Here is a 14197-nt window from a genome sequence, read left to right as displayed (position 1 = left end):
GCAACTCCCCTGCCCCTTGCCCGAACTCCCCTGTTTGAGCATGCAGTCGCTCTGAAAGCTCGCATGACTGCATTTTCTGGCTGGGAAATGCCTGTGCAGTACGTCGGCATTGCTCAAGAACACCAAGCGGTGCGGCAGCAAGCAGGCATGTTTGACATTTCTCACATGGGCAAGTTTGTGCTAAAGGGCCAGCAGGTGATCGAGCAGCTCCAGCGTTTAGTGCCTTCAGATTTAAGCCGTCTTCAACCTGGGGCCGCTCAATACACCGTTTTGCTCACACCGGAAGCGGGCATTGTGGATGATTTGATTGTGTATTACCAGGGAGAAGATGCGGCAGGACAACCCACGGTGGTGCTAATTGTCAACGCGGGCACGACGCTAAAAGACAAAACTTGGTTGACCGAGCATCTTGGGCTAAACCAGATTGACTTTCAAGATATTTCAACCGACAAAGCCCTGATTGCAGTGCAGGGGCCACAAGCGATCGCCTGTTTACAGCCTTTAGTCGAGGCAAACTTGAGCATAGTAAAACCGTTTGGGCATTTGGTGGCTCCTGTTTTGGGTCAACTCGGTTTCTTAGCACGGACAGGCTACACCGGAGAAGATGGCTTTGAAGTCATGGTAGATGCTGAGGCAGGTGCAGAACTGTGGCGATCGCTGCTGGTGGCTGGGGTGACACCTTGCGGTTTGGGTTGTCGGGATACCCTACGTTTAGAGGCAGCAATGGCCTTGTATGGCCAAGAAATTGACGAAACAACCACACCTTTAGAAGCAGGTCTGGGCTGGCTCGTACATCTAGACACTAAAGGTGACTTTATCGGGCGATCGGTGTTAGAGCAACAGAAGCAAGCAGGCGTGCAACGGCGTTTAGTGGGGCTGAAGATGGCAGGACGTAATATTGCGCGGCATGGCTACCCAGTCCTGTATGAGGAGCAAATGGTGGGTGAGGTCACGAGTGGCAGTTGGTCGCCAACTTTAGAGCAGGCGATCGCCCTGGCTTATGTCCCTACCACTCTAAGCAAAGTGGGGCAGCAACTTGACATAGAGATCCGTGGCAAACTCTATCTGGGAGAGGTGGTGAAACGGCCCTTCTATCGGCGGCAAATCAGTCTGTAATACTTGATTGACAAGGTACAACGCTGCTATTTTCCCGACTCCACCCAGGATCTTTAATATTTCCGAAAAATCTTGCCATAGTATTCTGCCTCGCTCATGATTAGGAGAAGTTTTTTAGCTTTTTTGCCAGTTGAGCCTGTTTTATGCGGATACTCAACCTGACAGCCTGTAAGCGAGATTAGACATTCGGTTGCTGGTTGCCAGTTGGCAAAACATGTAAATGTTGCCTAAGCAATGTTCACGGTAGATAAGAGATTTTCTGGTGGGTAGTAGGAGTGGTTCAGTCATGATACCGAGCGATCGCAGGCTTCTTCACAGCCCGAATAGCATCACCACACAAGATCACAAGCGAATGTTGTGGCGGACTGTTTGGCAACATTGGATGAGAAAAGAAACGCTGACCTATGTCCGCACGGCAGCGGCCTGCACTTTATTAACCCTAGTGGCAGGTAGCTTAACGTCAGAGGCGAAGGCGGATGTAGTTGTTCCGGTGGCATCGGTGCCAGAACCTGGTAGTTCCGTGGTTTCAACCAGCGCGGCTGACCTGACAAGCACTCCCGCGATCGCGCCTCCAGAAAGTTCTTTAGCAGTAGAGTTTACAGCCACCTCCCTCCCAGCTCTTCAGCGGGATTGGTCGCCTGTTTTAGTGGAGTCAACGGTAACAGGCAATGACTTGGCTCCAGAAGTCGCTGCTAACGAACTGGGTACGACTGATCAGGCTGTGCTAGCCTCCGACCCTCAACCCACTGCGGTTGCCTCTGATTCAGATCGCTCCAAAGCTCAGGTTGTGGCAGCACAGCCCAAGCAACTCACACCTAGCGCATCAGCCGCAACAGGACTGGCAACTGCACCGGAAGCTGTAGAGCCTGAATTTGCCGTGAGCAATCGTGAGGCCGAACCTGCGATCGCACCTTTAGCTCTGCCTAAATCTGAGTATCAATTGGCTCAAGTCAGTTCGTTTTCGGATATTCAAGGCCACTGGGCGCAAAGTGTGGTTGAAGCATTGGCAGCGAGAGATGTGGTGCGCGGTTTCCCCGATGGCACCTTTCGGCCTGATGTGACAGTGACCAAAGCCCAATTTGCGGCGATCGTGCGGCAAGCCTTCCAAGTGCAACCCGTGCGGACTTCGGTACGATTCTCAGATGTATCGGCTAATTATTGGGCATCTAGCGCTATTGATGAAGCGTACCGTTCTGGGTTTGTCTCTGAGTCCAGCAACAATCTGTTTCGTCCAGACCAAGGCATCTCCCGCAATCAGGTGCTAGTTGGTTTAGTTAATGGCTTGCAGCTAGCTTCTGAGTCCAACAGCACCGACATTTTGGAAACTTATTTCCAAGATGCGGCCCAAGTAGCAGCCGCCGAACGCAATGATTTGGCGATCGCTACCGAGAATCGATTGGTGGTGAGTTACCCAAATGTGAGGTCGTTGAACCCTAGCCAACTGGCGACGAGAGCAGAAGTAGCAGCTTCTATTTACCAAGCTTTGGTGCAAAGTGGGGAAGTCTCGGCTCTGGATGCTAGTGCGATCGCCTCTCAGTATATTGCTGGCCCCACTGTTACGGCTCAGACCCCTACGACCTCGCCTACAGAGACATTGCCAACCACACCCACCACGGCAGCAGCTCCTTCTGAGGAGACGATTCAAGACTTGCAGACTCGCTTGCAAGCTCTGGAAACCGAGGCAGAAAACTTTGGCAATGTTTTTGAAGGATCGCCCGCTCTCAGCATCGCCAATCCCGTGGGTTTTGGTGCCGACAATGGCACTGGTTTTATCAGTGCTACCTATCAAGAACGCACTCGCTACAGCAACAAAGATGATGCGGCAGTGGCATTCGGGGTTGGTTTGGGAGATGCCCGGAGAAATGTCGGCGTGGAGTTGTCCTATACACTGGCTAGCTTTGGGGGCAACAGAGACTTTGGTACGGGTGGATTTAATGTGAAACTTCACCGTGCTTTCTCTGAAGACTTCGCTGTGGCTTTAGGCTGGGATGGCTTCATCACGATTGGCGACGAGTTCAATGATGACTTCAAAGACTCGATTTATGGAGTCGCAACCAAAATCTTTCGGACTCGACCAGACTTGAATACGCCACTGAGCCGAGTGGCCCTGACCGGAGGGATCGGCAATGGTCGTTTCCGGACTGAAGACGATGTGTTTGAGGATGAAGATAATTTCAACGTCTTCGGTAGTGTGGCTGTTAGAGTTGCTCGGCCTGTCAGTGCCTTGGTGGAATGGACAGGGGAAGATTTAGCGGCAGGTCTTTCGATTGTGCCCTTTAGAAACCAAAGCTTGGTGATCACTCCAGCGCTGCGGGACATTGCGGGTGCAGGGGATGGAACTCGCTTTGTATTAGGAGTGGGATATTCCTGGAAGTTTTAGTCTCTCAAATCCGAGAAGGCTGAAGATGAGGAGCTACCCATTTTTTACCTTCTTTTGAACCCCAAAATTTGATGATGGAGTCAGGAGTAACTTTATGCGTAGTAAGCGGTGGGCTAGTTGGATCGTTGGCGTTGCTTTAGTGGGAGGGAGTTGTTTTGCAGGCTCAGCTCACGCCCAAATCAATAATCAGTCGGATACGAGTGGGACTAATGTGTTTAACAATACTGCTCCTCGGTTCCCTACACCTGGTTTGAGTCCTGACACCTTGGCAACGGCAACTCGTCTATCTCAAGAATTAACCAATGCTCGCAATGCTTATACCACGACTGAGCAGGAGGCGACGCGGGTCCCTCGACGTTTTGCTCGTGGCCCTGGTGGAGATTGTGTCAATCCAGCTCTGTCACGTTTGAATGAGGCGATTAGGGCTTCGGAAGAATTTCTCAGTGGTTTAAGTAGTGCTCAAGTGGAACAACTGAGAAGGACTTCTAACTTAAAGATCTGGTAGTGCTTTTGCAGTCGGTTAGGGCAGTGGTTTAGTAGCAGTGGTCTAAGTGAGGAGGAACGCTATGGTGATGCGAGCGAAGCGAAAGGATAGTAAGAACGCGAGAAATTTGCCGTGGTGGCTGGGGGCGATCGCCAGTGGTTTCCTGTTAGGAGGTTTGGCGGCTCCAGTTCAGGCTCAGGAAATCTTTGGGGCTGAGGGGATTCGCTTTGATGCCAATACGATTGTAGAGTTTGAGTTTATTGAATCGAATGGGGCATACCAGTCTGTTTTTGGGATAGTGAATTTGGAAACGGGGGAAAGAACACCGCTGTTTACGGAAGTGAAATCTTCTGATAATCCTCAAGCGTTGATGGAACCCTCCGATTACAGCTCTGATCTTGGTACTAACGATAATGATGACTTTTTAGGAACTCCAGGAAATACGGTGCCTGAGCCTTTGGCCGAGTTTGAGTTTCAGGCCAATACTCGCTATGCCTTCTATTTGGAGTCTAGTTTTCAGGGACGACCCGCTGGCGTGCTTTATTCCACCAATTTCCAAAACCAAACCAATGGCAGCAGATTGGTGAGATTTGAAGGAGGGTTAGGGAATCTGGCTGACCAAGGGATCACGATTATTTGGGACGATACGGGTTCTGTGATCGTGAAGCCCAATGCTCAAGACCGCGACTTTGACGACTTTTTGGTGCGGGCTGGGGGACACTTGGCTTGTCCTTATGGAGCCACGACGAGCCAGCAGCAATCCCAGCTTAAATCTGACAACACTGCTAGTAACCCCAAGTGCTAGTAAAGCCCGTTTCCATGAGACCTAACCCCCGACCCCTTGTCTGCCAGGGAAGGGGGGCTAGGTACGGCGATATTTAGAGATCCGGGCTAGTTGTTCTAAAGAGCGCACGCCAGAGTAAAAATGTCCGTTGATTTCCCAGGTAGGCGTTTGTTTGATCTGTAAAGATTGACAGAGGTTGGGTTGGGCATTTTTGCCGTTGGCGTGACATTCAATGTAGTGAACCTGCTTAAATGCCTCTTCACCAAACAGTTGCCGCTGCATCAGCGTAAATGGACAATTGTAGGCACCATACACTTTTATGTTGGCTTGGGTGAGGTAGCTGGCGAGGGTTGTCTTGGCTAATGAATCTGGAGGTGTGGCGGTAGGGCTGAAGGATGAACTTACTAAGGTGACTGCCTGAGCTGGGCGGGTGTGTGAGTTGAGGGTGATGGTGGAAAGGGCGATCGCGATTCCTACCCCAGAGAGTTTGCTAAACATGATGGCTGAGTTTTGAGATCTGTAACTCTCCACAGGATAAGGAGGGCGATCGCAGATTTGTCAGGGCAGAATTGCTGATTGATTAGGGTTCTGTTGATTGGCTTGGGGGATGCTACGGAGGCTGGTGTCTGTATGTTGAGCGGAGTCTTGGCTGCCTCTATTTGGGGCTATGGGGAGATGTGCCGGGAGATGCTAGCCCAGGCCGAAAGGAGAACTGAACAGGGCTGTCTCCCTCTAGCTTAAATCGCTTCTATGACTATTCTTTGAGAGAAGGTTTTAAAGCGTGAATTTAGATTAATTAATGCTTAATTTCCGGGTGTCTCTGGCGGGATCGGAAGACTATTAAGAGCAAACAGAAACTGAGCTTAGACGGTGATGCTATGCAAGAGAGTAAGTTAAATTATAGAACCTACACAAAAGAGCATCAAATAAACTTAAAAAGTCAGCAATCTAAAAAAGATAAAAAGTTTTGTATATTCTTAAAGTATGTATTGGATAAAAAAGCTTAGCCATTTCGTATCAATACAGATATTAGTTCAAATTCTGAGCACTGTAAGTGGATTAATTCTGATAAGAACACTTAATAAAGAAGATTATGCCTATTTTACGATTGCTAACTCGATGCAAGGAGCAATAAACGGTTTAGCTGACAGTGGAGTAAGTATTGGTTTATCGGCAATTGGTGGCAAAGTCTGGCAAGATCAATATCAATTCGGACAGTTGATTAATACCGCTATGCAATTGCGGCAGTGGTTTGCTCTAGCAGCAACTATTATTATTACTCCAATTATGTTTTGGATGCTGATAAGTAACCACGCATCAATTACCTACACTATCCTTATTGTTGTGGCAATTTTGATTGAACTGCATTTCTATTTGGAGATTGCAGTTCTAGGAACTATTCCTCGCTTCCAATCTAATATTACTCTCCTTCAAAGTCTAGATCTATTCATTGCTATATCTCGTCTTACGCTTCTTGGTACTGCTTACCTAATTTACTTAAATGCTGCTGTAGCAGCGTTTATATCTACTGTTGCATCATGCTTAAAATCCTTTCTGTTAAGAAGAGCTATACATGGAAAGATAGACGCCAAAGCAGAAGTTAGCCTTGTACATCGGCAATACATATTCAACATAGTAAAAAAATATTTTCCAAATACTATTTATTCTATTATTCAAGGACAAATATTTATTCTTTTGATCAGTATCTTTGGAAGCACTCAAAATGTTGCTGAAATTGGAGCATTAGGTCGTTTCTCTATCATATTCTCGCTAATTAATTCTGTGATGGCCTCAATTGTTTATCCTGCTTTTTCTCGTTGTCAAGATGTAGATTTATTGAGACGACGCTATTGGGGAATTGTTGTTGGTAACTTAGCTTTTGCTTGTTTATTAACTGCATTTTCTTTGTTATTTGCTACTCAGATATTATGGGTGATTGGGAGCAAATATTATGACTTAAAAGGCGAATTGGTATTAGCAGTGATATTAGGTTCTTTGACAAATGTAGGAGGTGTGATTTGGGGGCTGTGCTGCGCAAGGGGATGGATAGAAAATATGTGGATGGATATACCACTAAAAATTGGCATTCAGATAATTCTTTTGTTATCGCTAGACGTATCCTCAACTCAAGGAGTACTTGTATTTGGTATTTTTTCTGCTATTCCATCTGTATTTCTGATGGGGTGGATAGCTAACCAAGGCTTAAAAATTAAATTAGAATAACGCTTTAGACTACCTATCTATAACTGTAATTTTTGAAAATAGAATCGTGAACATACTACAAGTTATAAAACAACTAATAAGGTTTAGGGTGTGGGCAAAGTTCAAGGCAAATATATACCCTAGCTTTTATTATTCTCATTCACAGTTTGCTGAGGACATGATTGTTAGATTCCTCACTCATGATAAGAACAAAGGGTTCTATGTAGATATTGGGGCTTTCCATCCTGTTCTTCTCTCCAATACTTATCATTTTTATTGCAAGGGATGGCAAGGTATTAATGTTGATGCAAGAGCTGGCAGTATGGATTTGTTTAAAGTTTTAAGGCCAAGAGATATTAATTTGGAGCTTTGTATATCCGATAAGGAGGAAGATGTTAGTTTCTTCACTTTCGAACAATCACCTTTTGATACATGCAATCAGGAAACGGCAGAACAACTAATTTCCTCAGGAAGCGTAAAACTAGTTTCCAGCTGTAAGCTAAAAACTCTAACTTTAAAGAGTGTTTTAAAACGATACCTGCCTAAAGATACTGAAATTGACTTTATGAGTATTGATGTTGAGGGAATGGATGAAATAGTCTTGATGTCTAATGATTGGGACTTATTTAAGCCTAAAATACTTGTTTTTGAAAAACATAAAGTATCTTTTCAAGATGCTATCAACAGCAGTATCGTAAAATACTTAGAGCAGTTCGGATATGAATTTGTGACTAAGTCTGGCTTCTCCATTATTTTAGTTCAAAAAGATTACCTCTCTATAAATGAATAGAGCTGAGGATAAAATAGATTGTTTTGTGTTTTTGGAAAAATTCAAGGAGTTGGTTAGGTTTGAGCAAAAAATGCTGACAGTAGATAACTTTAAAGTTTTACTTTTGCAAGTAAGCGTAATTGGCGAATTCATACTCTATGGCTATAGATTTAAGTTTTATATAAAAAACAACACTAATTTGAAGTGGAGCTAATTGTGGTTATTGGTCGAGCGCGGCGTAGATTTTTGCGTTTTCCGCTAATTAAGGAATTATCTTGGGTAGTGGAAGAGAGACGAAAAGAATTTTTATTTAGGACTCAGACGAAAGATAAGCAGCGAAAAAATGGCTGCTTTGCTAGATGCTCTACTCTAGAAGAATTTTTTGAATTTTCCTCTAAGGAGTTTGGCCCTCATCAAATTAAATCTGAAATTATTAGCTTTTTAGAATTTGCAAAGAACGAAAGCCCAAAATACGTATGTGAAATTGGAACAGCCGATGGAGGAACAAATTTTTTGCTAAGCCAAGCTCTACCCTCTGTACGCTTGATGGTTGGCATAGATTTGTTTGTCAGGAATCAATTTAAACTCTGTTACTTTTCTAAGCCTTCACAGGAGATTGAATTTGTGAGCGGCTCGTCTTATGAACAGAATACTGTAGACAAAGTGAAGCAGATTCTTGGCGATCGCAAACTAGATTTACTATTTATTGATGGTGACCATCATTATGAGGGAGTCAAACAGGATTTTCTAAAATATAGGCACTTCGTACGTGAGGAAGGAATTATTGTATTCCACGACATTGTACCGGATTATCTCACTCGCTATGGTACGAAAACTAATAGATGGGTTGGAGGCGTCCCCAAATTCTGGGATGAGATCAAATGTTTCTACTCTTGTTATGAGTTTGTTGAAGATTCCGCTCAGGATGGCTTAGGTATAGGAGCAATTCGCTATTCGAGCCAAGTAATTTTTCCAAACGTTGAAAACTGAAATGCCCCAGGTATTTGTCGTTAACAACTATTCTCTCGAATATGTTTGGGAACAAGTAAGACGTGGGGAGAAACCCAACCATCATCTTTATGGAATTAACTACTTCCACTTGAGAGGTTATGAAGTTAAATTGATTCCATTTAAAAATTTGCCATTTTTCCAATTTGTAGATAAGTCTCTTGGAAAACTCCCATCACTCGTACCTCTTGGTTGCCTCGATCAGCAGTGGGCTTGCTTGAAGCGTCTAGCTCAGGCAGATCTGATCTATGCACCTTGCCAAACGCAAACCCATTTACTTACCTATTTCCGAGCTTTAGGACTTATTAAAGTTCCAATAGTTTGTGTAGCACACCATCCTTTAGATCGTGGTGGTAGGCTAGACAAATTTCGGGCTCCATTCTTTAAACTTCAAATTCAAGGCACTGATGCATTTCCAAGCTTGAGTGCAAAGGTTAGTGAACAAATATTGCAATTAAGTGATACTTCTTGCCAGTCTGAGATCCTGTCTTGGGGGCCTGATCCAGGCTATTATCCTCAAACTTCAGAGTTGGGAACGGGAATAGTAGCAGCAGGAAGAACAGGTAGAGATTTTTCTACTTTTGGCAAAGCAGCATCTTTGACAGAAGTGCCGACTAAGATTATCTGTCTACAAAGTGATTTTAGAAAGGAATTCCAAGCCTTTCGAGGGAATGTAAAAGTCATAGTGCAATCAGATGAGCAACACATGATGTACCCCGAACTGCTAGAAATTTATGCAAAAGCAAGAGTAATAGCAATTCCGTTATCTGGAGGTAACAGTTTATCAGGGCTTACTAGCTTGATGGATGCTCTAGGAATGGGTAAACCTGTAATTATGACTAAACAGCCTTTTATTGACTTGGATATTGAAGTAGAAGAAATTGGGATTTGGGTAAATGTAGGTGATGTTGATGGCTGGCGCAAAGCAATTCAGTTTTTCGAAGACAATCCTGAACAGGCAATAGTAATGGGTAAGCGAGCCAGGAAAATTGCTGACACTTACATGAATTCACTATCTTTTTCTAATGCGGTGATGGATATATTTGATAAGGTCTTAAAAAGAAAGTAAACTATTGTATTAAAGCGAATTTTCTGTTACTAAGCTCTAATTTACATTTGTTGGCGTGGAGGTTAGAAAATGAGCGACAGCATACTTTTTTCTGTCATTGTTCCTACTTACCATCGCAACAATCTTCTAGCGAAATGCCTAGATTGTCTTGCTCCTGAAGTTCAAATTCTGCCAGCCAATCAATACGAAGTGATTGTTACAGATGATGGCTCTACAACAACAGCAGAGCAGATGATTTTAGAGGGCTATCACTGGGTAAGGTGGGTGATGGGTCCTCGCAAGGGTCCAGCGGCAAATCGAAATAATGGTGCTAGATACGCCCAAGGTAGCTGGCTTGTCTTTACAGATGATGATTGTTTACCCAATTCAGGATGGCTCTCAAGTTTTGCAGCCGCGATCGTTCCAGATACTTATGTTTATGAAGGTAGAACTATATGTGAGGCTGGCATACACTCGCCTTTAGAGCATGCACCTATTAATCTTACAGGTGGCTATCTTTGGTCATGTAATATGATGGTCCAAACAAAATTGTTTCAAGAGTTGAATGGTTTTGACGAAAATTTTCCTCATCCTCACATGGAGGATGTTGATTTAAGAGATAGAATTCAGCTTGCTGGCTATATGTTCAATTTTATTGAGAATGCTGTGGTTGAACATCCAGTCAAGAAATTTTTGTTGAATAATAAAATTGGAAAGCTACATGAATGTGAAATCTATTATTGGCATCGAAAGAGAAAGCAAAAATTCAGAAAGAGCCTTTTTCTGTTTCAGCTTATTAAAGTACGTGTAAGAACAATTCTTCGCTTTTCTTTGTCTTGGGACTCTGTGATAGCGGTTGCTTCCTTGATGCTTGAGATACTTTATGTCTTACGAAAATTAAGTTACTGGTATCAAAAGTATCCCCTTGAAACTAAATTAGAGTAAATTCACAAATCCTAATTATGTTATATGAAGCAGTAAATTATCCAGTTTTGAAGAAGATTCCAAAGACGACTAAACATCTTTTGGATCTTGGCTGTGGTTCTGGATCTCTCGGTAAGCAAATCAAGCAAGTTTTTGATTGTAGAGTTGTAGGAGTCACCTACTCGAACACGGAAGCAGAAGTAGCTTCTACTCATTTAGATCAGGTAATAGTAGATGACTTAAACAACCTCTCCTTAGAAAATCTAAAACAATTCGATTGTATTGTTTGTAGTCATATTTTAGAACACCTTCATTCCCCTCACTTATTGTTAAGTCAATTGCATGGTAATTTGACTGTCGATGGAGTTTTGATTGTTGCTTTGCCAAATGTTTTGTATTGGAAGCAGCGTTGGGAATTTTTGACAGGTAGATTCAGATATACCGATGGAGGCCTAATGGATAAAACCCATTTTCGTTTTTTTGATTGGCAAACAGGTCAAGAGCTTTTGGAGCAAAATGGTTACAAAGTTATTGAAGCTGAAGCTGATGGTAATTTCCCTTTGCCAGTAATCCGTAGATTTTTACCTCACTCAATCAGCTCTTTACTTGACCGAACTACTGTCCGCATGTTTCCAGGATTATTTGGTTTTCAGTTTATTTTTTGCTGTCGTCTAAAATAAGACTATTCAAATGGGTCCGTTAGTAACAATTGCTATTCCTACCTATAGCCGTCTCAGTTATTTAAAGGAAGCAGTAGCCTCGGCTCTCGCACAAACATACTCAAATGTTGAAGTTCTTATTAGTCAAGATCCTCGTCCTGATGGCTTAGATGAGTCTATAAACACTTGGAGTGAGGCCCTAGCCAATCAAAACTCTAAAGTTCGTTATCGATTTAATACATATAATTTAGGTTTGGCAGGCAATTGGAATGCTCTCGCTGATGCTGCTGAAGGTGAGTATTTAGTGATTCCTGGGGATGATGACCGCCTTTTGCCAAACTTTACCGAGCTTATGGTAAATGCGATAAATTCTGATATAAATCTAGCTTTCGCCAATCATTACATCATTAATAGCCAAGGAGTTCGTCTAGAATCCGAAAGCTATCAGTACACTCAGCACTATCATCGTGATGTTTTACTTCCAGGTGAGGTGCAGTACCCCGAAGTCCTAATATGGCAAAATTCTATACCAATGTCTGCTTCTCTAATCCGTACGCAAGACGTGCAAAAACTACGGTTTAAAGAGGATCTCAATACTCCTGAAATTGAGCTGTTTATTCGTTTGGCTCAGGCGGGAGGACGTTTTGCCTTTGTCCCTCATTATGTATCTGAGTACCGTGTCCACGAGCGGTCAGCTACAAGGGCTGGGTTACGGATCGAAAAGCTTGTCAGTTATTTATTAACTATTCCAGTACACCCTACGATCGAACCTTATAAGGAAGAACTACTATCCTCATTCATGGTTAATGCTGTCAGTCAGTGTTTGTTGCAGAAGGAACACTACCAAGCTAGACGACTTTTTGCAAGCAAGTATTATCCCTATGCAAAACGTGTACGTCCTATGGGGTGGCTACAGGCCCTTTGTACATCACTACCATCTTTTGCAGGTTGCCAACTATATCAGCTAGGGTATCAAGTTAAACATCATGCTCACTTGAAATGAAGAGCCCTCTATCCGTTACCTGTATTGTTCCTCGTATCCCCCCGGCAGTTGATGGTGTAGGAGATTACGCTTTGCATCTAGCTCTTTACCTACGCAGCAGTTTTGGCATAGAAACCCACTTTATTGTTACTGATCCGAATTGGATGGCAAGTAGACAGCTTAATGAATTTTGTGTTACTCGATTAACCATAAATTCAGCTAGTGATCTTTTTGCCTTGCTATCGAAAGATTGTAGTTCAACAGTTTTCCTACACTACGTTGGTTATGGTTATGCTAAGCGGGGTTGCCCTATATGGTTGATAGAAGGATTGGAAAACTGGAAAGCTAAGAATCCGGGTGTACGATTAGTCACGATGTTTCATGAGGTTTACGCTTCTGGACCTCCTTGGACTAGTACTTTCTGGCTTTCACCTCTACAAAGAAATTTAGCAACTCGACTAGCAAAACTGAGCGATCGCTGCATTACTAGCAAACAGCTCTATGCAGATTTACTCCAGGAGTTAAACCCTAAAAGCTACTCAGAAATCCCAGTTCTACCTGTTTTCTCTACAGTAGGGGAACCAAGGCAAGTTTTACCATTGCCAGAGCGATCGCCACAATTAGTAGTATTTGGTGGTCGTGCTTCTAGAATGCGAGTGTATCAAGACTCAGCCGATACCTTAATAAAAGTTTGTCAAAGCTTAGGCATTAAGAAAATCTTAGATATAGGACCACCCACAGGTTTAAATCTATCCTTTATTAAAGAAGTTGCAGTCATTGAGAGAGGTGCATTACCAGCAGCAGAAATTAGCCATATCCTGTCCCACTCTCTAGCAGGCTTTCTCAACTACTCCCCTGGCTTTCTAGCCAAATCAACTATCTTTGCAGCCTACTGTGCACATGGAATCCTCACTATAAATTCCGCCAAAAAAGGTCACTCAGCAGATGGTATAGAAGCTGGAAAATATTACTGGGCTCCTGATATGCCTAACGCTGCTCTGAAAGACTTAACAGCAATGCAAGCGATCGCAGATAACGCCTACAATTGGTATCAAGCCCACAATCTAAAGGCGCAAGCTAAAGTCTTTGCAGATCTATGCATAGCCAACCCAGAGTTGTCTTCTGGAGATAGACATTGAATACCTTACAGTCTCTTAAAACTCGACGACAAATTGCTTCTAAGGCAAGTAGAGGTACTAGTAGTGGTGTAATCTACGCAACTTTTGAGCAAACAATAAAAGAATTAGAGCTTAAAGGTGATGTCTTAGATTTTGGAGCTGGAACAGGCAGCTTAACTTGTAGATTGAAATCTAGCAATTTATTTAATTCAATTACCGCAATCGATCTATTCCCTCGTCCCTCCGAATTAGAGGAGGTGATTAAATGGATTAGTTGGGATCTCAATGAAAGTACAAACTTTCCTGACCAATCATTTGATGTAATTATTGCAGCAGAAATCATTGAGCATTTAGAAAACCCAAGGGCAGTAGTAAGAGAGTGGTTCCGTCTACTCCGTCCTCAGGGACGATTACTTTTCAGTACCCCCAATAATGAAAGCTGGAGAGCTTTACTAGCCCTGATTTTACAAGGTCATTTTGTTGCCTTTAGTGATACATGTTATCCAGCACATATCACTGCTCTTTTACAAAAAGATATTGAACGCATCTTGCAAGAAGTAGGTTTTAAAAAACTGGAATTTAGGTTCACAGACTCAGGAGGTATTCCTAAACTACCTGGCATCTCGTGGCAAAGTATATCAGGTAATTTCTTAAAAGGAGTTCGTTTTAGTGACAATGTACTAGTTATGGCTCAAAAGTTAAGTCAGTAACGCCAAAGTATAG

The 14197-nt window shown here is 43.2% G+C and carries 14 protein-coding genes; 13 read left to right on the top strand and 1 reads right to left on the bottom strand.

Annotated features, from left to right (window positions below; translation table 11 throughout):
* Positions 1 to 9 precede the first annotated feature (9 nt).
* The 4 genes from gcvT (at position 10) to KME12_09645 (ending at position 4785) form a co-directional block, all read left to right on the top strand.
* Positions 10 to 1116, top strand: coding sequence for a glycine cleavage system aminomethyltransferase GcvT (gene gcvT, locus KME12_09660; protein ID MBW4488044.1), 1107 nt, complete (start codon positions 10 to 12; stop codon positions 1114 to 1116).
* A 352-nt stretch (positions 1117 to 1468) separates the two neighbouring features.
* Complete coding sequence (locus KME12_09655; protein MBW4488043.1) at positions 1469 to 3496, top strand: S-layer homology domain-containing protein; 2028 nt, start codon at positions 1469 to 1471, stop codon at positions 3494 to 3496.
* A 94-nt stretch (positions 3497 to 3590) separates the two neighbouring features.
* Positions 3591 to 4001 carry a hypothetical protein gene (locus KME12_09650; protein MBW4488042.1) on the top strand — a complete coding sequence of 137 codons (411 nt, stop codon included), beginning with the start codon at positions 3591 to 3593 and terminating at the stop codon, positions 3999 to 4001.
* A gap of 67 nt (positions 4002 to 4068) precedes the next feature.
* On the top strand, positions 4069 to 4785 hold the full coding sequence (locus KME12_09645) for a hypothetical protein (protein MBW4488041.1): 717 nt from the start codon (positions 4069 to 4071) through the stop codon (positions 4783 to 4785).
* 57 nt (positions 4786 to 4842) lie between these two features.
* On the opposite strand, the gene KME12_09640 is transcribed toward KME12_09645, so the two are convergent.
* Positions 4843 to 5262: a hypothetical protein gene (locus tag KME12_09640; GenBank protein ID MBW4488040.1), complete on the bottom strand. Its 420-nt coding sequence runs from the start codon at positions 5260 to 5262 to the stop codon at positions 4843 to 4845.
* 486 nt (positions 5263 to 5748) lie between these two features.
* Between KME12_09640 and KME12_09635 the strand changes: the two genes are divergently transcribed.
* The 9 genes from KME12_09635 (at position 5749) to KME12_09595 (ending at position 14184) form a co-directional block, all read left to right on the top strand.
* Positions 5749 to 6987: a hypothetical protein gene (locus tag KME12_09635; protein ID MBW4488039.1), complete on the top strand. Its 1239-nt coding sequence runs from the start codon at positions 5749 to 5751 to the stop codon at positions 6985 to 6987.
* A 46-nt stretch (positions 6988 to 7033) separates the two neighbouring features.
* On the top strand, positions 7034 to 7756 hold the full coding sequence (locus tag KME12_09630) for an FkbM family methyltransferase (protein MBW4488038.1): 723 nt from the start codon (positions 7034 to 7036) through the stop codon (positions 7754 to 7756).
* Between the two features lie 195 nt (positions 7757 to 7951).
* Positions 7952 to 8725, top strand: a complete 774-nt coding sequence (locus tag KME12_09625) for a class I SAM-dependent methyltransferase (protein MBW4488037.1) — start codon at positions 7952 to 7954, stop codon at positions 8723 to 8725.
* A complete protein-coding gene (locus KME12_09620) occupies positions 8715 to 9812 on the top strand; it encodes a hypothetical protein (GenBank protein ID MBW4488036.1) in 1098 nt (365 codons plus the stop codon). The genes KME12_09625 and KME12_09620 overlap by 11 nt, the downstream gene beginning before the upstream one ends.
* 69 nt (positions 9813 to 9881) lie before the next feature.
* The gene (locus KME12_09615; protein MBW4488035.1) at positions 9882 to 10736 is read left to right on the top strand and encodes a glycosyltransferase; all 855 of its coding nucleotides are present in this window, start codon (positions 9882 to 9884) and stop codon (positions 10734 to 10736) included.
* Positions 10737 to 10753: 17 nt separating this feature from the next.
* Positions 10754 to 11395 carry a methyltransferase domain-containing protein gene (locus KME12_09610; GenBank protein MBW4488034.1) on the top strand — a complete coding sequence of 214 codons (642 nt, stop codon included), beginning with the start codon at positions 10754 to 10756 and terminating at the stop codon, positions 11393 to 11395.
* A 10-nt stretch (positions 11396 to 11405) separates the two neighbouring features.
* Positions 11406 to 12377 carry a glycosyltransferase gene (locus KME12_09605; GenBank protein ID MBW4488033.1) on the top strand — a complete coding sequence of 324 codons (972 nt, stop codon included), beginning with the start codon at positions 11406 to 11408 and terminating at the stop codon, positions 12375 to 12377.
* Positions 12374 to 13495 (top strand): glycosyltransferase family 1 protein, encoded by a 1122-nt coding sequence (locus tag KME12_09600; protein ID MBW4488032.1) that lies wholly within the window; start codon positions 12374 to 12376, stop codon positions 13493 to 13495. Before KME12_09605 ends, KME12_09600 begins: the two co-directional genes overlap by 4 nt.
* Positions 13492 to 14184, top strand: coding sequence for a methyltransferase domain-containing protein (locus tag KME12_09595; protein MBW4488031.1), 693 nt, complete (start codon positions 13492 to 13494; stop codon positions 14182 to 14184). The genes KME12_09600 and KME12_09595 overlap by 4 nt, the downstream gene beginning before the upstream one ends.
* Positions 14185 to 14197: the final 13 nt, after the last annotated feature.

This window comes from Trichocoleus desertorum ATA4-8-CV12, from assembly GCA_019358975.1.
In the GTDB taxonomy this organism is placed as follows: domain Bacteria; phylum Cyanobacteriota; class Cyanobacteriia; order FACHB-46; family FACHB-46; genus Trichocoleus; species Trichocoleus desertorum_A.
Note: the sequence above shows the minus strand (reverse complement) of the source record. Positions and strands in the feature narration are given on the sequence as shown.

Bases quoted from the DNA above. Each gene is read 5' to 3' on its own strand.
- KME12_09645 (MBW4488041.1), top strand. From the start codon at position 4,069: ATGCGAGCGAAGCGAAAGGATAGTAAGAACGCGAGAAATTTGCCGTGG.
- KME12_09635 (MBW4488039.1), top strand. From the start codon at position 5,749: ATGTATTGGATAAAAAAGCTTAGCCATTTCGTATCAATACAGATATTA.
- KME12_09650 (MBW4488042.1), top strand. From the start codon at position 3,591: ATGCGTAGTAAGCGGTGGGCTAGTTGGATCGTTGGCGTTGCTTTAGTG.
- KME12_09640 (MBW4488040.1), bottom strand. From the start codon at position 5,262: ATGTTTAGCAAACTCTCTGGGGTAGGAATCGCGATCGCCCTTTCCACC.
- KME12_09615 (MBW4488035.1), top strand. From the start codon at position 9,882: ATGAGCGACAGCATACTTTTTTCTGTCATTGTTCCTACTTACCATCGC.
- KME12_09610 (MBW4488034.1), top strand. From the start codon at position 10,754: ATGTTATATGAAGCAGTAAATTATCCAGTTTTGAAGAAGATTCCAAAG.
- KME12_09600 (MBW4488032.1), top strand. From the start codon at position 12,374: ATGAAGAGCCCTCTATCCGTTACCTGTATTGTTCCTCGTATCCCCCCG.
- KME12_09605 (MBW4488033.1), top strand. From the start codon at position 11,406: ATGGGTCCGTTAGTAACAATTGCTATTCCTACCTATAGCCGTCTCAGT.
- KME12_09655 (MBW4488043.1), top strand. From the start codon at position 1,469: ATGTTGTGGCGGACTGTTTGGCAACATTGGATGAGAAAAGAAACGCTG.